Origin of the sequence: Streptomyces xinghaiensis S187 (genome assembly GCF_000220705.2) — a bacterium.
Taxonomy (GTDB): domain Bacteria; phylum Actinomycetota; class Actinomycetes; order Streptomycetales; family Streptomycetaceae; genus Streptomyces; species Streptomyces xinghaiensis.
In genome coordinates, this window is record NZ_CP023202.1 from 2,232,385 (window position 1) to 2,251,466 (window position 19,082).

Below are 19,082 nucleotides of genomic sequence, written 5' to 3' on the forward strand. Positions count from 1 at the left end.
ACCCCGGAGCGGGGGTTTCTCCGTGTGGCCGCAGGCTGTTACGCTCTCAAGCATCGTCGTGCCGGTAGCGCATGGCGTAGGGCATCTCGCCGGGACAGCTTGCTAATCGGGAAAGCATCCACGCGGTACGCGCGTCCATGACTCCGCTGAATCTAGATAACAGCCGGCGGGCACGCCAGGTGGTTACCGGAGCAAGCAGCCAACGGTTTGCAGAGAACCCGGGACGCGAACTGCGTGGCGCTCTTTCACTCGCCCGCGTCATAAGTATCCGCTACTGGACCACCCTCTGCGCTGCTCTGGTGTTGACTGAGCGGACAGTCAGGCTGATGGCATTGTGCGTGGCGACAGGCACGGAGGTTAGCCAGGGCTAGGCGAGCATCGATAAGAGCTTTGTCCTCATGGCTTGGACTTCCGTACAGGAAGCGGGACATCGCGTCAACAGGAGTGTGGGCATTGCGGACGTCAGTTAGAAGACCGAAGGTGAAAGCCGGATCCAACTGCTCTTGATGAATGGACTGAGCCCAGGCCAGCAGGACTTGATAAGCCTGTTCACTTACCTCTGGCTGCTCTAGACTCTTTTGCCACCCGGTGATGAGAAAATCGCGGATCTTGGGCGATCTCCCTGCCAATGAGATCAACGTGGTGAGGATATCGACGGAAGGCGTTGGGTCGACAAGTGCAAGAAATGCCCTTGGCCCAGCCGTATGTTTCGGGTATTTATCAAACCAGGTGTCGACAGCGTCGATGACACGGTTGAAGCCTGCTTCATTTCCAGCGGCGTAGTCCACCAGGGCATTGGTTGCGATCTGAGCGGCGTAGTCGTCGTGGGCCAAGACGTGCCGTAGCCTGACCAGTGCTCTATGCGGCCACCGTTGGCCGTACGCTCCTCTGCAGACCAGAGCAACTACCTCACGGTGAGATTGGGTTTTTCGCGCCCAATCAAGCAAACGACTGTGAGCTTCCCGTGCGATTTCGTCTTTTTGAGAAGCTTCAGTCAATAGGTCGGCGATGATGCGGATTCGCCCTGTCCCTGAAGATGCTGCCGTGGTCCATTCTTCAAGAACCGAGAAGAAGGGCGGGTCCACAGCACTGAGAGACAGATCCAAGAGACGTCTACCGACTTGTTCCGCCCAGGCTTCAGCAACCCCGCCAGGCGCTGTGATGCGCTTCAGCCAATTCTGCGTCTCCTTTCGCTCGGTGGTCCAGTGATGCCAGTCCATGCGGATGGCGGCGCGGGAGAGCCCGGGTCGGCTATGAAACGATGCTGTGTCATCCGCAGTGATGTCTACGCCGACATCAAGCATTCGACGCCGAGGGCTGCGACCTTCGCGATAACGCCGCGCAGTCGCTTCCTCACGTGAGCCGAACTCGGTCGCTGCCTTGATGCACAACTCCAGGGGCGCACCTTCTAGATAGCACGCGGACAGGAGCATCAGCCGGTCTTGGCCGCGGGTTCCGATTTCGACAAGCTTCGTCTCCAGGAATTTCGTCCAGAGGAGGACCTCCTCTCGGATTGCCTCGATTTCCTTGTGACTCTGCTCCTGAACCGAAGATGTTTGTCTGTCCTGCCGCCCTTCGACTGCAGCGCTCAGGCGCTCTGGCTTGATGTGGTAGAGACGCTCAGCGATCGCGACGGCGTCGGCTGGGCTCACGCTGGGGGTGATGAGATCGGAGAAGAAGCCGATCGTCGTGTCGGCAGCAGCCCCCCGCAGGAAGCTCCGGGTCACGGATTGGCCCGGGTCTGGTTGCAGCCATTGAGCGTGCACAGGACTGCCGAGCCGAGCGGCGAGGTGGTTGTACGCAACTCGTACGGCGTTCGGGCGTACCGCGGCAATTTCCAAACGGCTGTCTCCCTGCCAGTCCCGCGGATTCGCCGTGATGACCAGGCAAGAACCCGCCCGGTGAAGGGCATCCGCCCAGGAGGTCAGCTTTTGGGCGATGCCGGCGGAAAGCCGCCGAGACGTCGCATCGAGGAGATATCCATATCCAGGGACAGGTTCTGGGAAGACTTCGAAATCCACAGCTTCATCGTCATCGTCACCCCAGTCCGGAGCGACGTCATAGAGATGATGGCCGTCGAAGCGCGTCGAGAGGTGGGTCTGTGCGGCGCGCACTGCGGAGACGTGCCGCCCAGTTCCCGGCTCCCCAGAGATCACAGCAAGCCCGTGACTGGCTAGGAGGTCAACAGCTCGCTGGGGTGTTGGGGTGTGAGCCCATAGGGGTTCCGAGGCCGCTTCCCGGCGCACGCCCGATACCGTGAAGATGGGCAATTTCGGTCGCCGAACGACCGTGATGTTCCCTCGGTTGTCGTGGCCGATCTGCACCACGGCACCGTGGTTGTCGGACACCGACTGCCTCGGCAGGGACATATCTGAGAATTCCTGAGACATGGTCAAGACCTCCCGGTGTTGAGGTCTCCGAGATTGTCCCTCCCCACTTGGATTACAGACCCGCTGTTACCCGTCACGCCCTGGTTCACAACTCCAGTCTGCTCATCTGTACGACGGCTTGCCAGGGCGGCCAGATCACTGGCCGCCTCTGGGAAGTCTTCAACCAATGTGATCAATCGACGCTGCCACCGATCTTGAAGCTCAGCCACGTCAAGGTTGTTGGCTTGCGCTTGGTCGGCGTCAAGTCGGCTCAGTTGCCGCTGCTCTTCAGCTTCGCCACCATGCCGGAACAGGCGTGCCGCGGCCGCCCGCGCAGAAGTCCAGCTGTCCTTGATCATCTCAGCCACCAGCGCCGCTGCGGCAGCACCGGCTACGGCAACCAACTGAGTCTGCTCACTCACGAGTCCTTGACCCTCCCGTTGACCTGTTGACATCACGCGCTGGGCAGGCACGCGACTTCCGCAGGATGCCAGGGAGGAAATCCGCACGAAGAGAGAACAGCAGAGTATGGCTGGAAGCAGTCGGACATCGCAGCTTTCAGGCAGAAAAGTCGATCACTGTGCCCTCGCTCCGGTGTATCCCAAAGTCGACCGTCTCAGCCAGATAGGTACGGGTACTGCAGCACAGGGGCCACCTCATCGAGAAGGCGCCAAACCGCAACCGCCTGCACGGTCACCGGGCCCCTCCGCCGCATCGTCCGGGCTGCGGCGCTGGGCGCCGGTCCCGGCGGTGCGGCGGATTGCCCGCAGGCAGCGGAGAGCCCCGTCCACCGACCGCCGATGAGCGCCCTTGGGTCAACAGTGGTGTACGGGGCCGCTCACCCGGTCGCCGACCAGCAACCGTTGGTCCGGGGCGTTGTTCAGGCCGCAGAGCTGTTCGGTCCCGGCGGTCCAGCGTCCTCCATGGCGAGCTTCTGGGCGATCTCCCCCGACAGTCCCGCCGTCAGCAGGCACGTTAGGAGCTGCACCGCTTCCGGGCGGACCATGCCGAGTTGGATTACGCCGTCACCTGAGACATACACGTCGGCCCTCAGGCCGGGGGAAGTCGGTCTCCAGGCTCAGCGCCCGCAGTTGCTCCGCCAGGGCATCGGCGCCCCGACTCGCAGCCGCCCAGGCCACGCACGGACGCCACCGCCGGGGACGAGTTCTCCGCCCGCCGCTGGCACGCTCCTCGCGGGTCGATCATGCCGTGCTCTCCTCTGTCTCTGGTCAGTCGGAAGAACGGTCTGGTGTGCCGCCGGCGGACTTCACGTCCTGGGGGGGGCAGGCCAAGGTGAGCCGCAGCACCGCTCCGCCACCTCCGGGGGTTCGATGAAGCCCTGGCCGAAGACGGTCAAGTCCGCGCGCAGGTAGGGGAAGTGTGCCGGGAGCCGCGCGCCGCTCCTGGCGCAGGTCACACGAAGAACTCTTGCTTGGATCGGCTGAGCTTCTCAGACTGAGAGCGCCTACGGTCGCACTACGAATTGGGGGTTCGTCTTGTCGGATGTCGCAGGCTTCAAGGCTTGGTCCTTCCTCATCACTGGTGATGAGCGGCAGTTTCAAGGAAACGACGGCTACGAGGATGTAGCCGAGGAGAGCTACAGCTACGACTCCACCGTAGGCAACTACCGTCGGGTGAAGCCCGGCGACCTGGTGGTCGTTCGGAACAGCTACGAGGCCTTGGGTGTCGGCTACATCGAGGAGCTGGAGACAGTACCGGACCAGGAAAAACTCCGGAGTCGCTGTCCAGCTTGCCGAAGCACCAACTTCAAAGAGCGGACCACGGAGAAGCCTCGCTTCCGATGTAGTCAATGTGGCACCAAGTTCGGCCAGCCAAAGGAAGAGCTCATACGGGTTACCACCTTCCGGGCCCACTACGGAGGGTCGTGGCAGCCCTTGGAGGGATGCCTCGATAAGAATCAGCTGGCTGAGATCAGCCTGAGCCGGTCGGATCAGCAATCGATCAAGGCGATGGACCTGGAACGGACTCTCATTGCCATCGCTGCATGTGGTGTCCGCCTTCCGCCTCAACAGGGCCCTGCGAAACCGAGACGTCAGCATCCACTGGAGCTGCCCGGGGGGCGTCGACGCACGACAACCGCCGCCCGGCTTGGCCAAGATGCTTTCCGTAGAGCTCTTGTCCATCAATACGGGATGATATGCGCCGCCACCGGCCCCAGCCCAGCAGAAACCCTTGAAGCCGCACATATAAGGCCATTCGCCAGAACCGAGCGGCATCGAGTTGAGGAAGGGGTGTTGTTGAGGGCCGACATCCATCGTCTCTTTGACAGCGGCCTGCTGACTTTCAGCACCGATTTCAAGGTGTGTATCGCACCAAGCCTCTTCGGCCACCCAACATATATGGCGTTGCAGGGCAACAGAATGCATCTACCAGAGCGGGCCGTTCTGGATCGAGACGCAGTCAAGGAGCATCACAGCCTGACCACCTCTACTTGGTGACGGTGCCGGAGGCCCGCCCCTTCGACGGGAGGGGAAGTCTGCGACGAGGCGGTCCGATCCGCTTGGCCTTCCGTCCCCTCCCTGCCAGCCGTTCCACTGGGTCAACCGCCCCGGCGGTACGAGAGTCCCACGATTACGGACGTTCCGCGTGTGGGGCGGGGGCGTACGGTCCAGGCGGTGGCGAGGGTGTCGACGAGGAGGAGGCCTCGGCCGCTTTCGGAGTTCGCGTCCGGGTGGGTCAGTGTTGGCTTGCCTGTGCCCGGGTCGGAGACGGCGAGCCAGTAGTGGCCGTCGGCCGGCCACAGGACGAGTTCGATCAGCTCCTCTTCTTCCCGGCAGGCGCCGTGGCGGATGGCGTTGGTGACCAGCTCGGAGGTCAACAGGCCGAGGTCGTCGCGGAAGTGGGGCCGGAGTGCCTGCGGCAGCGAGGCGGCGACGGCGTGGCGGGCATGCCCTACGGAGGTGGGGTGGGCGGGGAAGCGCCAGTGGGCGGGTACGAGGGGGATCTCGGGCATGGCGAACTCCAGTGCTCTGCGATGGGTTTGGGGATCGCCGGTGGCCTGCCGCCCTGGTCGCGGACACACCCGTCCCAGGGCAGACGGGCATGCTCGCGCGGTGCACTTCCGGCATTGCGGTGTGTAACGTACTCAACACCGACGGTAGAGCATGTGGTGGTAAATTTTCCACGCGCTCGGGTTGATTAACCCCCGAGGGTGAGGACAGCCCCCGCGCGCCACTGAGCGGCTTTCGTCGGACGGAAGGAACCCCCATGCCCCCGAGGACGACCCCCACGGAACGGCAGAAGCGCCTGGGAAGTGAACTGCGGCGCATCCGCACCGCGGCAGGCATGTCCGCGGAGTTCGCGGCGGGCCTGCTCGGCGTGGACCGGGGCAAGATCTCCAACATCGAGTCCGGCGTCCGGGGCATCAGCGCCGACCGCCTGCGCACCCTGGCCTGCAACTGCGATGTGACCGATGAGCCGTACGTCAAGGCACTCGTCGAGATGGCTCGGGCACGTACGGGTTGGTGGGAGCGCTACCGAGGCATCCTGCCCCAAGGCTTGCTCGACATCGCAGAAACGGAAAGCAACGCCGCACGCATTCATGGCGTCAACACTGTGCATGTCCCCGGCATGCTCCAGACCTCGGAACAGGCGATGGCCATCTTCCGGGCTGCTGTTCCCCCTTTGCCCGAGCATGAAGTTGCTCTACGACTCGCGCTGCGCGCGGAGCGCCAGGAGGTGATCACCGGCGACAAGGCGATCCCGTACATCGCCGTCATTCACGAGGCCGCGCTCCGGATGCGGTTCGGCGGCACCGACGTGGCCCGCGCCCAGCTGGAGTACCTGTTGGAGGTCTCCGAGCGGGACAACGTCACCGTGCTCGCCCTCCCCTTCGCCCACGGCGCCTTCCCTGGTGCAGGCCAGACCGTCGTCTACATCGAAGGGCCTGTACCGCAGCTCGATACGGTGCAGGTGGACAGCTCCCACGGGCCCGCCTTCCTCCACGCCGAGGGTCAGTTGGCGAAATACCGGGCGCAACTGGATCTGTTGGAAGGTCTGGCATTGCCACCGGAGCAGTCCCGAGATTTCATCCGTGACATCGCGCGCCAACTGTGAGGAGCCCCAATGCCGGAGATCACCTGGGAAAGCCCGTTCTGCGCCGAAGGCAGCTCCTGCTTCCGCCTCGGCACCGATGCCGACGGGAACGGCTACATAGCCGTCAACGGTCAGGAGGAGCGCTACCTCACCGACTCCCTCGAAGCCCTGCGCACGCTCATCACCGACATCAAGGCCGGCAAGGCCGACCATCTGCTGTAGGACCTGCCGTGCGCGCCACGTGCCGGGCGGCAGCACCGTGCACGGCTTCCCCTGTGGCGGGGCTCGGGTCCCCTGCCGGGGCGCCCGGCATGAGGTGCCCAAAGACCCCGTCGCCAGCGGAAGCGCTGAGGCCGGGGTCTTCGCGTATGTGCGGGTGTGTGCTGTCCGGAGCGAGCGTCTGTCAGGGGCTGCGGGCTATTCGCGGGCCGGCGGCCGGGGGCGGACGCCCAGGGTGGTGGGCGTTTCTCCTGCCGTGGTCCGGGCCTCCGCGAGCGATCGCTGTACGTCGCCCACCAGGTTCCGGAGGCGTCCCGGCCGTACGTCCTCGTGTTCCATCCAGTCGTCGAGGCGCGGGCGCAAGTGCCGTGCCATGCCCGTCCCGTGGCGGCGCAGTACTGAGCGATGGATCGAGATCTCCGCCTGTACTTCTCGCCGGAGATCATCGGTCCAGCCCTGCGCCCGGTCGTCCTCGCGCAGCGGGGACTTGAGAGCGGCCACCGCTGCGTCGAGGACCGCGAGCACGGTCGTGCCGGGTGTCACGGTCACGGCTTCACAGGGGCTGAGGCGCCCGCGTCCAGCTCGTTCTCCGCCGCCCGGATCGCCGCCTCCGGCCGCTGGCCCGGGATGTGGTCGTCCACCACCGGCTTGCCCATCGCCGCCGCGATGTGGTCCTGGAGCACCTTCCGCCGTTCCTCGAAGAAGGCGTCGAAGGCGTCGGCCCGCATCAGCCCGGGGTCCGCGAGGTGGGTCCTGACGCGCTGCTCGACGCCCTCCGGGCTGGTTTCGGCCGCCTTGGCGAGCCGCTGGAGGTACTCGGACGGTGCGTGGCCGCCGATGATCCGGTTGGTGCGTGCCGTCAGCGGTGTCTTGTTGACGACGGAGTTGTAGACGGAGCGCTCGTGACCGTTCTTCTGGCACCAGGCCTGCGGGAAGATGTGGTGGATGTCCATTGCCTCGTCGAAGTAGACGCTGACCTCCGCCTTCTCCCCCGTCCGCCAGTCCGCGGCGCCCGCCTTGAGCAGGAGCGCGTAGATGCCCTTGTACGCGGCGCTCTGCCGGGTCCGCAGGGTCAGCAGGCGGCTCGCCGCGAACTGTGCCTGGGTGACCGTGCGGGGTTCCTGCGCCGAACCGTGGATCCAGTCGACGACGTCGGGCAGGTCGAGGTTGAACCGGGTCTCGGTCGTGCCGCCGTACAGCTCGCCGAACACTCCGCACCAGTACCAGCGGGCCAGTTTCTCCTGCGCGCCCGCGCTCTCCGCGTCCGTGCCGGCGAGCGCGAAGATCGCGGCCAGCGGGATGAGCTGCGTGCCGTACGGGAGGAAGCGCGTGTCGAAGACGAACTGCCGGCGCAGGAATCTGGCGGCGGCCTTGAAGCCGGCGACGACGTCGGGCGCGTAGCGCCGGTAGTCCTCCAGGCTCAGCGCGAGCATGTCCTTGCGCTTGCAGCCGATACGCGGCAGGCGCTCCTCGTCCGTACCGGCCTCCACCTCCCGGCGGCGCCGCTCGGCGGTGGCGAGGAGCGTGACCGCCTGGAGGAAGTCGGTGTTGGAGACATCCCGCAGGATGGCGTACTCGGGCGCGTCCCAGGCGGAACGGCACTCAAGCCAGTGGTGCCGCAGATCGAACTCGTCGGCCGCGTACGTCGCCGTCAGCAGCTCGAAGACGGTGAGGGTGACTCCGCCCGTGTTGACCTTCTCGAAGACCTGGCACACGGCCTGGCGCGGGGTGTCCTTGCCGAGTTCGATGACCGGGAAGTGGTAAAGGCCGAACGACATGATGAAGCCGTCCCGGAAGCCGTACCAGAGCTCCATCGCGTCCGGTGCGAAACCCCAGTGGCGGGCGAAGCCGTCGCCCCAGGAGTTGTCGAAGAGGCACCGCAGCGGGAAGACGCGGTGCCGGTACTCCAACTCCCGTGTGGAGTAGTCCTCCAGGACCTCGCCCCGGAAGTTCACCACCTTGCGTGAGGGCGGGATGAAGCGGATCGCGTCCTCACGGTCCTCGTTCTCGTCGAGCGCCTTGGCCATGTCGACGTAGAACCAGCCGCTCACCCGGCGTTTGCGCTCGTCCTGGGTCTCCACCGGGCTGTCCATCGCGAGCGACTGGAACAGCGAGGTGAGCCGCTGCTGCCCGTCGAGGACCAGCGACTCCGGCTGTACCCGCCCGTCCGGGACCGCCCCTTCGATCGGCCGGTACTTGAACCGGACGTCCCCGCCGCCCTGGAGCAGCATCACCGTCCCGATCGGGTAGTTGAGGGACACCGAGGCCAGCAGACTCGCGATGTTGGGCCAGGGCCAGACCCAGCCGCGCTGGAACTCCGGCAACTGGATCTTCCCCGCCTCGACCTGCCGCAGCAGATCCCGCAGGGGCCGCTTGTCGATGCTGAACGTCTCGGTCGCCACATGTCCTCCTGGTACTGCACAACACGTTCGTCGGTGCTCGGTCGCCGGACCCGGGCGGACGGGGAGCGTTCAGCTCCGCTCGGCTCCCGTACCGCCCCCGTCGGCCCACCGGTCTATCACTGATGTCGCCCACACTGCCCGAGCTTCTGCGCCGCGGACTCTTCCTTGGTCATTTCGGTGATATCCGGGGAGGTGTCCTGCCTGCTGTGCAGGACCTGGCGGGCGCCGCCCGGCGGCGGACGGACCCCCGGGCGGCGCCGGCGGATCCGTAACGGGGGATGGGTCAGGCCGGTTTCAGGCGCTGGGTGAGGTGCTGGAGCATGCTCCAGGTACGGGGGTCGGTTCCGTCGCCGAGGTGGTAGTGGAGGCCAGGGCGGGCTGCGGGGCCGAGGTGGGCGGGGGTGAGGGCGAGGGGTGGGTGGAGAGCGCGGGTGTCCTCGATGTGCTTGGTCTCGTCGGGGCCGAGGGTGAAGGAGACGGGGATGGGCGGGGGTTCGAAGTGCGGGGGGACGGACAGGTCGCGGCGGGCGGTGCGGAGTGAGGTGAGCAGGGTGGTCAGGCCGTGTTCGGTGACCAGTGCTTCGGCCAGGGGTTCGATGGCGTCCAGCGGCGGGGGCTCGTCCTCGGCGTAGCCGAGGGTGAGGGTGACGGCCTCCTCGATTCCGCCGGGTGTGCGGGTGACGCGCAGGGTGGCCAGGGCCGGGCGCTCGGGGTGGCCGATGGCGATCAGCCAGGTGGGGTGGGGCGCCCGGCGGCGGGCGAAGTCGGTCAGGCTGCGGGTGGACCAGGGGAGGTTGACGGGTTCGGCGGTGCTCCAGCCGGCGGGGGCGGCGCCGGTGAGGTGCTGCCAGGCGGTTTCCAGGGCGGTGCCGAGGACGACGTTCTCGTCGGCGGGGCGGCGGGTGTGCAGGGAGAGGACGAGCTGGCGTTCGCCGGTGTCGGCGGGGGCGGTGAACGCCTCGGCGAGGGAGGTGTTGCCGTCGGCGTCGGTGAGGGGGGTGAAGATGCCGCCCTGCCAGTGGAGCCGGGCGCCGGAGAGGCCGTCGTAGTAGCCGTTGTCCCGGTCTTGGACGACCCAGCGGTTGGGGTGGCCGTGCAGTGCGGTGCGGGTGGGCAGGGTGAGGCGTGTGGTGGGCTGGGTGACGATCTGCAGGGCGCGGTCGCCGGCCGTCGCGCTGCGGAGGGCGTCGGAGAGCCAGCTGGTCATGGCGACCACGGGACGGTCCTGGATGACCACGGCCGCCCGCGTGGTGAGGACGTCGACCGCCGGGACGGAGGTGGGCGGTACGGGGATCGCGGTGATGTCGGAGCTGAGCGGGACGACCTCGGTGGAGGCCGCCTCCGGGGGCCACACCGCGCCGTCGAGGACATGGGCGAGGCGTCCGGCGAAGGAGCCCGCCAGCCGGCCGCCCTCGGCGACGGCCGTGGAGGCGCGGGCCTCCGTCCACCACACCGGGCCGTCCGGGAGGCCGGGGCCCGTGCCGGCTCCGGCTCCGGCTCCGAGGAGGCGGTCCGTCTCGCCGGGGACCTGGACGAGAAGCGGTGCTTCGACGGAGACCAGGGGACGGCCGTCGGCGGCGCAGAGCTGGATGACGGCCCCGTCGGCCAGGGTGTTCACCCCGAGATCGGGACCGCCGGCGTGGAGGCCTGCCAGCAGGGTGCGCAGGTCCGGCATCTTCGGGGTGAGGGCGATGACGTCCTTGGTCACGGGCGCGCGGTGTCCTCGGCTCTGACAGGGGTGGCGGCGGTCCGAACAATCCTGCGGGAGGCCGCGGCCGGCATGACAACCGTCGGCCCGGCCTCCCGTCCGGCTGCCGCCTGGTCCGCGGCGGCCTCGCCCCGGGGTGCCGTGGGCACGTTGGCCCGGTGCGTCGTCACGTGGGGAACTCGCCCAGCCAGCTGTGCTGCAGCAGGTGCTTGGGCAGGTACTCCGATTCCACCTCGATGGGCAGTTCCCCGTCATAGGCGAGGGAGGCGATGGCGAGGGGGCCCAGGGCGATGCTGCCGTCGATGTCCGTGACCCGCTCCTCGGTCAGGGTCCAGTACGCCTGGTGCAGTTTCAGGGCCTCCACCAGGGCGGGGCTGAAGCCTGCCTCGTCCCGGCGCACGAAGTGGTAGAAGAGGTTGATCGGCGGATAGAGAAGGCCCTGCAGCAGATCCTTCGGCGCGATCCGCGCCACGGAGGGATCCGACGCCTCGAACGTGGCGGTGAGCTTCTCCACCAGCCCCGGCCGCCGCAGCCAGTACGTCTGCAGCGTGTCCACCCAGTGGTAGATGTACTCGTCGTACTGCCCCTCCGGCGACCGCAGACGCTCCAACGGAACCTCGCACAACTGCGTCATCCGCTGCCGCTCACGGCAGATCACCGCCAGCCAGAACGCCGTCAGCCAATTCCCCGCATCCGCCGTCGACATCGGACCAGTCGCCGGAAGGCTGCGCACCTTCCGGTTGATACGGCACTCAACCCTCCCCTCGCTCACCCCCGTCACAGCGAACAACGCCGAACCCAGCTGCATCGCATTGACCGCCGCCTCCCACGTCTCCACCGCCGCCGCCCGCGGATCGACGACGCAGCGAGCATGGAGGGACAGGACGCTGCCGCTGAACGCCATGTCGATCAGTTCTGAGGATTCCTCGAGATCGTCGATCTCCTCGGCCACGGTCTCGTCCAACCGCTCCGCGAAGCGCTCGGCGTCCGGTCCTGTCGGCAGCCCGTGCCGGTCGATGCGTACGGTCACGGAAGGGTCCCCTTGCTGATGTCAAACCGTCGGTACTGGTAGCCAGTGTATGAGCCGGTATTCTTTTCGCCCTTGACGACTACGTATTCCAAGTTGCCCTCCTTGAGCGCTTTCCGGATGTCTCTCACGAGATCCGTCTCACCGCGCTTCCTCATGTGGCGGATGATGTCAAGGAAGTACTCCCTGCTGCCTTGGGATACTTGCCGGCCGTCTGGCAGCGTGCGTCTGCCGAGTTCGGTCCCGGGACTGCTCTTGGCCTCGATGACGACGATGCGGCCGTCCTCGTGCTTCCAGACCTGGTCGAACTGGTCGTTGCCGTTCTTCGGGCCGAGGAGCGGCTGTTCGGTGAAGTCCGGGTAGCGCTCGGCGACGTAGTGGTGCCGGGCCGCGGCCTCGCCGAATTCTTCGGCCGCCTCCCCCATCGCGCTGTGGGACTCCTTGTACGCCCCCTTGGCCTCTCCCCACTGCGCGGCCGAGTCGGGGGTTCCCTGGGCGTCGTGGGCCCTGCCGGTCTCAGCCTTCCAGTCCGCCATGATGTTGTCGAACCGGATGGCGAAGAAGCGGTTCCGTGCGGCCTCATCCAGAATTCTGAGCCGTGCCTTGGTGGTGACGGTGTCCGCCCCCACGCTGATGTAGTCCTCATCGAGGAAATGCGGCTTCGGCGGCGCCGGAACGTCCTTGGCGCGGATCCACGGGGCGTCGTCCGACAGCCGGGTGAGCTGAGGCGGGGTGAAGCCGCTCTCGTCGTAGACCTCCAGACGTTTGCGCGTGCCGTCTTTCCTGTAGTAGTGCTCGCGGTAGCCCGGCTCGTTGTTGGCGCGGTAGACCTGGATCTCCTCGATCTGCTCCAGCGTGAGCGATCCGCGGGGCCCGTACGGGTTGGCCCCGTCGCGCATGTAGGGAGGCCGCTGGCCCGCCGGGGACCGGTCGGGCACGCCGCCGTCCGGCCCCGTCGCGCCAGCTGTTCCGTCGTCGGCCGTTCCGTCGCCGGTGGTGTCGTGGCCGGCCGTGTCGTCGGCGGCCCGGCCGAGATCGTCTGCGCCGCCTGCCCCATGACCGCCGGAGCCGGGGACGCCACCACCGTTGCCGCCCTGTCCGGCGCCGCCGTGTCCGTTGACGGCCTGCCCGCTCCCACCCGTTCCCGTACTCCGCGCGGACGTCTCGGGACCGGCAGCGTGCGCGGCTCCGGCTCCGCCGGAGGCACTTCCCCTGCCCCCACCGGGCGCGTCCCCGCCGCCTGTGCCCGTGCCCGTACCGGACGGAGGCTCGTGGCCGGCCCGGGGCGGGAGGTTCTGCCCCGTGTGGGCGGCGCCGTCCGGGGTGCGTGAGGTCGCGCCGACGGCGGTGAGTTCCCGGTCGCGGGCCGGTGTCTGCTCCGGCGCGGCCCGCTGCGCGTCGGCGGCCAGTTCCCGGTGCGGCGGCTGGGTGTGGACGTTGCCGTGCCTGTCGACGGGGATGAACCGGCCGTCCTCGATGATGAGTTTGGCACCGTTGGGGAGTTCCATGACGCTGTTCACGCGGTGCGCGTCCGCCGTGGCCTCGACGCCCGCGCGGACTCCCGTCGTCACCTCGGAGAGCTTCGGCAGGCCGCCGGCCGCCTTGCCGCCCAGTGTCAGGACCGCCGAGACCGGGTCGAGGTACACGCCCACCTTTCCGGCGGCGCCCGCGACCTTGGCGGCGGCACCGGCGTCGGCCGCGCCCCTCGCGGCCAGTGATCCGGCGCCGATCGTCAGACCGTTGAAGACGACCGTCGACGCGGCGCGGGCGGGATTCTCGCCCCACATGTCCCAGGCGACCAGGCCCTTGGCGAAGTCCTTGGCGGCCTGCTTCTGCCGGACCTCGGTCTCGCTCTCCTCATCCGGGCCGATCGCCCAGTCCATGAGCGCGTCGAACGGCGCGATGGTGTACTGGCCGATGCCGCTGAGTACGTCCCCCAGGCCGCTCCAGGCATCCCCGGCCGCGTCCAGGCCCTCGGTGCCGAACAGGGTGCCCAGGCCCTTGAGGCCGCCCCAGATGTTGTCGACGACCAGGCCGTCCCAGAAGAAGCTCTTGGTCCAGTAGCCGACCTCCCACGCGTGGTGGGACTCACTCACCGGGCTGCCCCAGGGGGTTTTCTCCGCATGCTTGAGGACCTCGGCGTCGTAGCCGTACATCACGGTCTTCTTGTTCGACGTATGGCTGCCGTCGTCCTTCACGAACTTCGGGCCGCCGACCAGCGCCGAGATCGTGGTGGCGGCCCGGCGCTCGGCCTCACGGAACGCGCTCTCCGCGGCCGCCACACCGTCCATGAGCTCTTGGTGGCGCCGGATCTTGTCCTCGTCGTACGTCCACTCGTCGTCGCCCTCCACGCTCTCCACGAACGTGAACGCGTCCGCCTTCAGCCCCTCCAGGCGCTTGGCGAGCGGGCGGGCCTCGACGGAGAAGGTGTCCAGGGCGTCGGCGACCGTCTCCAGCTTCACGGCGAAGCCGTCGGCCTTGTCCATCACCGGCTGCGTGGTGGAGAACAGCGCGTCGGCCTCCGGCGCGGTGTAGAAGGCCCCCAGCATCTGGAAGCGGGAGTGCACGTCCGAGCCGCCGTCGCGGATCCCGATGGCGTCACCGCGCAGCCGGGAGACGTCCTTGTCGAGTTGTTCGAAGTCGCCGGTGAACTGCGGTATGCCCGACGGCTCGATCACTTCTGCCGCCCTTCCCGGCCGCCGCCGCCCTGGTCCCCTCCCGGCGGATCGACCTTCGGGGCGGCCAGCGCCCTGCGCTGGGCTTCGGCGGCCATGTCGAGATCCGCCAGCGCATAGCAGGCGGTGGCCTCACGGGCCCCGTTCACCGACTTCGCCGCCCGCGCCCCGAGGAAGAGCACCTCCTCCGCGGTCCCCTCCACGAAGAGCGCCAGAGCCGCACCGATCGCCCCGGTCGGAGCCGCCCCGCAGTACGGGCCGCTGATGGTGCCGGCCGAGGCCGCCGCGCTCTCCACATCACTCGCGTACGCCTTGACGTCCTTGGCCACGTCGTCCATCGCGTCCTCGACCAGCGAGGTCACGAACTGCACACCGGACGTCGAAATGTCCCACCCGCTCATACCCATCCCCCGCCGGATGCGTGCGCCTGCCGTCCCCGCACGGCACGAGTCACCGGGCGTCGCCGGTCCTGCACCGGAGGTCTGCCTCGGCACTCCCGTGCGTCACACATGATCACCGTACGTCGAACATCCTGTCGCACAAGTCGAGGCGGGATCAACACAGTTGGGTGCGTGGTGGCGTGATTCAGCCCATACCGCACTGCACCGAACGCGCGGCAGCGGGACCTGACAGGCCCTCCGCCACCCGGGCAGCGTCCGTCCGTGGGCGGCTTCCGGCTGACGTGGCGCAGCCCGTCCGGGCCGTTCGGTTGGAGCGTGCGGCCGGTGCGTACGCTGGGCGCGTGCAGTTGCTCCCCGATCCCGTCCGCCGTCTTGCCGCCTGGTGCCTCGTCGTCCTGCTGGTCTCCGGCGTCGTCTACATCGGAATCCGGTTGAGCGTGGTGCTCCGGCCGGCCGTCATTCCCGTGCTGCTCGCTCTGCTCGGCACCGCGCTGCTTCTTCCCCTGCACCGGTGGCTCGTGCGGATGAGGGTCCACCGGTCCGTGGCCGCGGGGCTCACGTGCGCCGCCGTTCTCGGTGCGGTCGGCGGTGCCGTGTACGTCGTCACGATCGCGCTGGTCGACACCTGGGACCAGATCGTCGCCTCGCTGCGCAGGGCGGTGCGGGATCTGGCCGATCAGTTCGGTGCGTCCGGCACCTCGCTGGAGGATCTCGCCGGCAACGCCGTGGACATGCTGGGGAGGTTCGGGGGGACGGCCGCCTCCGGTGTCGTCAGCGGGGTCAGCTGGGCCGTCCAGGGACTGGGCATGGCGGTGCTCGCGCTGCTGCTGGTCTTCTTCTTCCTGCGCGACTCCGACCGGGCCACCGGCACCCTGCGCTCGCTCGTCCCGCGCGACAGCGCCGACATCACCGAGGCGATGGCCCGGCGGGCCTTCGAGGGTGTCGAGGGGTTCATGCGCGGTACCACCGTGGTGGCGCTCATCGACGCGGTCTGCATCACCGCGGGCCTGCTGGTCCTGCGCGTGCCGGGGGCCCTCGGACTCGGCGCGCTCGTCTTCATCGGCGCCTACGTCCCCTATCTCGGCGCCTTCGTCTCCGGCACCGTGGCCGTGCTGGTCACGCTCGCCGACCGGGGGCTCGTCATCGCGCTGTGGGCGCTGGGGGTGGTGCTCGTGGTCCAGATGCTGGAGGGGAACATCTTCCAGCCGGTGGTCCAGAGCCGGACCGTCCGGATCCACCCCGCGGTGGTCCTGGTGGCGCTCACCGCGGGCGCGTCCGTGGCCGGGATCGTCGGCGTGCTGCTCGCTGTGCCGGTCACCGCGGCGGCGTTCGGAGTGGGCCGCGAGCTGCGCACACGCTACGCGTCGCCTGAGGGCCCGCCCCCCGCGGGGCCCGCCACCGAGCCGTCGGCGGACTGAGCGGACCGGTGCTGCTCAGTGGCGCACGGCCATGACCGCCTCGGCGGTGGTGCGCTCGGGCAGGTCGAGATGGCTCCGCGCCGTTGCCCGCACCGTGTCGCCCGGTGCCACGGAGGACACGGTCACCAGGACGACGTCGGCCAGATCGCCGTTCCCGTCATGGAAGTTGACCTGGATCGCGTACGAGTCGGTCTCGTCACCGCTGTTCGCCACGGCGAGTTCCGCGACCGCGCGCCCCTCGTCGTCGATCTCGGTCCCGCGTACGTCCACGTCGCCGGTGGCCACGATCCCGTCGCGGATCTCGCGGAGTTCCTCCTTCACCTCCTCGGCCGCGGAGGCGGCGTCCGGGGGCACGTCCTCCTCGGCGCACCCGGCCGTCAACGCCAGAACCGCGGCGGTGACCACCCCTGCCGCTCGGGCCCGGCGCCCCGGCCCTTTCCTCGTTCGGGACATGCCGCTCTCCCCTTCCCGGGACTCGTGTGCGGACGTGTACGGACTGTTCCGGGCGGGGTACCCGGCTCCCGCGTTGCTGCACCCGCCGTAAGGCTTCCGATACATGAGGACCGGTCAGGAAACGGGGGGTGGGGCCCGGCGGAGGGGGAACCCGGGGGAGAAGGCGCCCGGGCCGCCCGGTCCGGGTACGCAGGCACCCCTGTGATGTGTGAGGAGGCCCCCATGGAATCCGGCGACGTCCCCGTACTGACGAGGATCTCGGACTCCGACCAGGCGATCAGCGCACCCGGCGAGGACATCCGGGGCCGGAAGGTCACCGACCGCTCGGGCAACGAGCTCGGCAAGGTCGGCGACCTGCTCGTCGACGAAGAGGAACACAAGGTCCGCTTCCTTCTCCTGGAACACGGAGGGTTCCTCGGCATCGGCGAGAAGGAGAGTTATGTACCGGTCGATGCCGTCGCCGACGTCTCGGAGGACCGGGTGCGCATCGACCGGACCCGCGAGCAGGTGGCCGGCGCGCCCGGGTACGACCCGGAGCTCGTGGACCGCGACGCGTTCTATGACGACCTCTACCGGCACTACGGTTACCGTCCGTTCTGGGGACCCGGCTACGCGTACCCGCCGTTTCCCCGTCAGCCCGGGCAACTGTGGTGACCGGCGCGGTCCGGTGGGGCGGCCCGCGCGCGGTCCCCGCTCCGCGCGTGGCCGCCGCCCGTCCGTACCGCGCACGGTGATCGGCCGGTGGTGCGGCGGGCGCCGGCGCGTGGCGCGGGCCCGGGGAGGAGCGGCCGGCCAGGGCCGGGTCGGCGGCAGGGAGGGCCGGCGCGCCCCTGGCAGAGGGGCCGTGGTGAGGCGCGGGTCCGGCCCCCGGCGCCCCGGTCAGCCCGAGGCGCCCGCGAGTTGCCCCAGGTCCCGGGCGGGGAGTGCGGCCAGGGTGTTGCCGATGTAGCGCGTCGGGCCCCACAGGACCCGGTCGGCGGGGACGCGTACCGTGCGTCCGCCGAAGTCCAGGAAGCCCAGGACGTCCTGGGAGCCGCCGACCTCCAGCACGGCGACCGGGGTGCCACCGGGGCCGCCCTCGATGCTGCGGATCCGCCCGATCATGCTGCCCTCGGGGCCGAGCAGGGTCGCGTCCCGGTAGTCCGCCCACACCGCGCGGGGCGGCACGGCCGGCTGCTGCCGTCCGGCGGGGGCGACGACCTCGGTCAGCTCGCGCACGGCGCGGTCCAGCTTGCCGCGGGCCGCGTCGGGCAGCCCGTTGTGCAGGTCCTCGCGGGCTCCCTTCAGATGCTTCAGCGCGGCCGTGAAGCCGTTTCCGACCGGGCCGTGGGCCGACTCGTGGCCGACCTCGGCGGCCCGCCGCGCCGCGTCGAGCGCGTGGGTGGCCTCGCTGCGCTCGCCGTTGGCCAGGCCGTGGCGGGCAGCGGCCGCCGCGCGGGCCGTTCCCGTGGTGAGCGCCGCCAGCGGGCGGTCGGGCCCCACCTCCGGCGGCGCGCCGGCGGCCGCGGGCACATGGACGGGCTGGTCGTCCAGCCACTGCACCGCCCAGGCGAAACCGGCCAGGCTCGCCAGGCCGAGCACCCACATGGCGGCGACGATACCGATCTTCCGGAGCCCCATCAGTGCTGCCTCCCCATGCCGTGCTTGTAACCGACCTTGATCTCCAGCCAGTTCATCGGGTAGGTGAGAATGAATCCGACGAACAGCCCGAGGGCGGCGAACCCCCAGAAGGCGTAGGTGTCCGGGTCCGGCTGCTCGGTGACGGCCAGGGGCGTGACGACCCCCATGACCAGGCCCATGCCCGCCATGACCGAGAGCATGGAGTACCACTCGCCGCGGAAGGCCATGTAGATCGCCTGCGGCCAGCTGCTCGCGTGCATGGACATCGCCTTGTACTGGAAGATGAGCGTGCCCATCAGATAGCCGACCAGGTACTCGAACCACCACTCTTCCCAGAAGCCCAGGTCGAAGACCCGGGCCATGATCATGGCGGTGACGATGCCGACGCCGTCCCCGCCGACGCAGTGGATCACCGAGCCGGTGGTGCGGCGGAACCAGTCGTGCATCACGTACTCGTTGTGCCGCTCCTGCTTCTCCTCCTCGCCGTCCACCTGCCCGATGCCGGGGGCGCGGGCCGTCAGCAGGTACAGCGCGAGGCCGACCGGGCCGAAGAAGAACACGATGATGGGCCAGGCCCACCGCATCGCGGGCTTCAGCGGGGTGTTGGTGTGGTACGCGTCCCAGGTCACCCAGACGGCGCCGATGAGCCCGATCGCGTAGAACGGCAGCACGAACCACGGCTCGGCGAGGAACGACAGCCAGCCCAGCTCGATCACATGCCCTCCCATCATCGA

Annotated in this window: 17 protein-coding genes; 5 read left to right on the forward strand and 12 right to left on the reverse strand. The window is 68.6% G+C overall.

Annotation, left to right across the window (positions count from 1 at the left end; translation table 11 throughout):
- Window positions 1-245: 245 nt before the first annotated feature.
- Together SXIN_RS31215 and SXIN_RS31220 are read right to left on the reverse strand one after the other, a co-directional pair.
- Complete coding sequence (locus SXIN_RS31215; protein WP_157916268.1) at window positions 246-2,114, reverse strand: hypothetical protein; 1,869 nt, start codon at window positions 2,112-2,114, stop codon at window positions 246-248.
- Window positions 2,115-2,392: 278 nt separating this feature from the next.
- Complete coding sequence (locus SXIN_RS31220) at window positions 2,393-2,791, reverse strand: hypothetical protein (RefSeq protein WP_157916269.1); 399 nt, start codon at window positions 2,789-2,791, stop codon at window positions 2,393-2,395.
- A 1,074-nt stretch (window positions 2,792-3,865) separates the two neighbouring features.
- On the opposite strand from SXIN_RS31220, the gene SXIN_RS09355 reads away from it, so the two are divergent.
- Entirely contained in the window at window positions 3,866-4,828 is a 963-nt protein-coding gene (locus tag SXIN_RS09355) for an HNH endonuclease (RefSeq protein ID WP_095756851.1), read from the forward strand.
- Between the two features lie 101 nt (window positions 4,829-4,929).
- On the opposite strand, the gene SXIN_RS09360 is transcribed toward SXIN_RS09355, so the two are convergent.
- On the reverse strand, window positions 4,930-5,343 hold the full coding sequence (locus SXIN_RS09360; RefSeq protein ID WP_019710029.1) for an ATP-binding protein: 414 nt from the start codon (window positions 5,341-5,343) through the stop codon (window positions 4,930-4,932).
- A 254-nt stretch (window positions 5,344-5,597) separates the two neighbouring features.
- Between SXIN_RS09360 and SXIN_RS09365 the strand changes: the two genes are divergently transcribed.
- Window positions 5,598-6,446, forward strand: a complete 849-nt coding sequence (locus SXIN_RS09365; RefSeq protein ID WP_019710030.1) for a helix-turn-helix domain-containing protein — start codon at window positions 5,598-5,600, stop codon at window positions 6,444-6,446.
- A gap of 9 nt (window positions 6,447-6,455) precedes the next feature.
- Window positions 6,456-6,647: a hypothetical protein gene (locus SXIN_RS09370; RefSeq protein WP_019710031.1), complete on the forward strand. Its 192-nt coding sequence runs from the start codon at window positions 6,456-6,458 to the stop codon at window positions 6,645-6,647.
- 195 nt (window positions 6,648-6,842) lie between these two features.
- Here the strand turns inward: SXIN_RS09370 and SXIN_RS09375 are convergent, their stop codons facing one another.
- The 6 genes from SXIN_RS09375 to SXIN_RS09400 form a co-directional block, all read right to left on the reverse strand.
- Window positions 6,843-7,193 (reverse strand): hypothetical protein, encoded by a 351-nt coding sequence (locus tag SXIN_RS09375; protein ID WP_019710032.1) that lies wholly within the window; start codon window positions 7,191-7,193, stop codon window positions 6,843-6,845.
- Window positions 7,190-9,046 carry a DUF262 domain-containing protein gene (locus SXIN_RS09380; RefSeq protein WP_019710033.1) on the reverse strand — a complete coding sequence of 619 codons (1,857 nt, stop codon included), beginning with the start codon at window positions 9,044-9,046 and terminating at the stop codon, window positions 7,190-7,192. Before SXIN_RS09380 ends, SXIN_RS09375 begins: the two co-directional genes overlap by 4 nt.
- A 283-nt stretch (window positions 9,047-9,329) precedes the next feature.
- Window positions 9,330-10,754, reverse strand: a complete 1,425-nt coding sequence (locus SXIN_RS09385; protein WP_019710034.1) for a DUF6177 family protein — start codon at window positions 10,752-10,754, stop codon at window positions 9,330-9,332.
- A gap of 166 nt (window positions 10,755-10,920) precedes the next feature.
- The gene (locus SXIN_RS09390; RefSeq protein ID WP_019710035.1) at window positions 10,921-11,784 is read right to left on the reverse strand and encodes an immunity 49 family protein; all 864 of its coding nucleotides are present in this window, start codon (window positions 11,782-11,784) and stop codon (window positions 10,921-10,923) included.
- Entirely contained in the window at window positions 11,781-14,459 is a 2,679-nt protein-coding gene (locus SXIN_RS09395; RefSeq protein ID WP_019710036.1) for a hypothetical protein, read from the reverse strand. Before SXIN_RS09395 ends, SXIN_RS09390 begins: the two co-directional genes overlap by 4 nt.
- Window positions 14,456-14,857: a DUF6507 family protein gene (locus SXIN_RS09400; protein ID WP_039822287.1), complete on the reverse strand. Its 402-nt coding sequence runs from the start codon at window positions 14,855-14,857 to the stop codon at window positions 14,456-14,458. Before SXIN_RS09400 ends, SXIN_RS09395 begins: the two co-directional genes overlap by 4 nt.
- Window positions 14,858-15,198: 341 nt before the next feature.
- Here SXIN_RS09400 and SXIN_RS09405 point away from each other — a divergent pair, with 341 nt between their 5' ends.
- Entirely contained in the window at window positions 15,199-16,275 is a 1,077-nt protein-coding gene (locus SXIN_RS09405) for an AI-2E family transporter (RefSeq protein ID WP_019710038.1), read from the forward strand.
- Between the two features lie 15 nt (window positions 16,276-16,290).
- Here SXIN_RS09405 and SXIN_RS31225 read toward each other — a convergent pair whose 3' ends face one another.
- Window positions 16,291-16,728, reverse strand: coding sequence for a hypothetical protein (locus SXIN_RS31225; protein WP_157916270.1), 438 nt, complete (start codon window positions 16,726-16,728; stop codon window positions 16,291-16,293).
- A gap of 222 nt (window positions 16,729-16,950) precedes the next feature.
- Here SXIN_RS31225 and SXIN_RS09415 point away from each other — a divergent pair, with 222 nt between their 5' ends.
- Window positions 16,951-17,382 (forward strand): PRC-barrel domain-containing protein, encoded by a 432-nt coding sequence (locus SXIN_RS09415; protein ID WP_019710040.1) that lies wholly within the window; start codon window positions 16,951-16,953, stop codon window positions 17,380-17,382.
- A 225-nt stretch (window positions 17,383-17,607) separates the two neighbouring features.
- On the opposite strand, the gene SXIN_RS09420 is transcribed toward SXIN_RS09415, so the two are convergent.
- Window positions 17,608-18,348 carry a hypothetical protein gene (locus SXIN_RS09420; RefSeq protein ID WP_095756852.1) on the reverse strand — a complete coding sequence of 247 codons (741 nt, stop codon included), beginning with the start codon at window positions 18,346-18,348 and terminating at the stop codon, window positions 17,608-17,610.
- Window positions 18,348-19,064, reverse strand: a complete 717-nt coding sequence (locus tag SXIN_RS09425; RefSeq protein ID WP_019706192.1) for a DUF4396 domain-containing protein — start codon at window positions 19,062-19,064, stop codon at window positions 18,348-18,350. The genes SXIN_RS09420 and SXIN_RS09425 overlap by 1 nt, the downstream gene beginning before the upstream one ends.
- Between the last annotated feature and the right edge of the window lie 18 nt (window positions 19,065-19,082).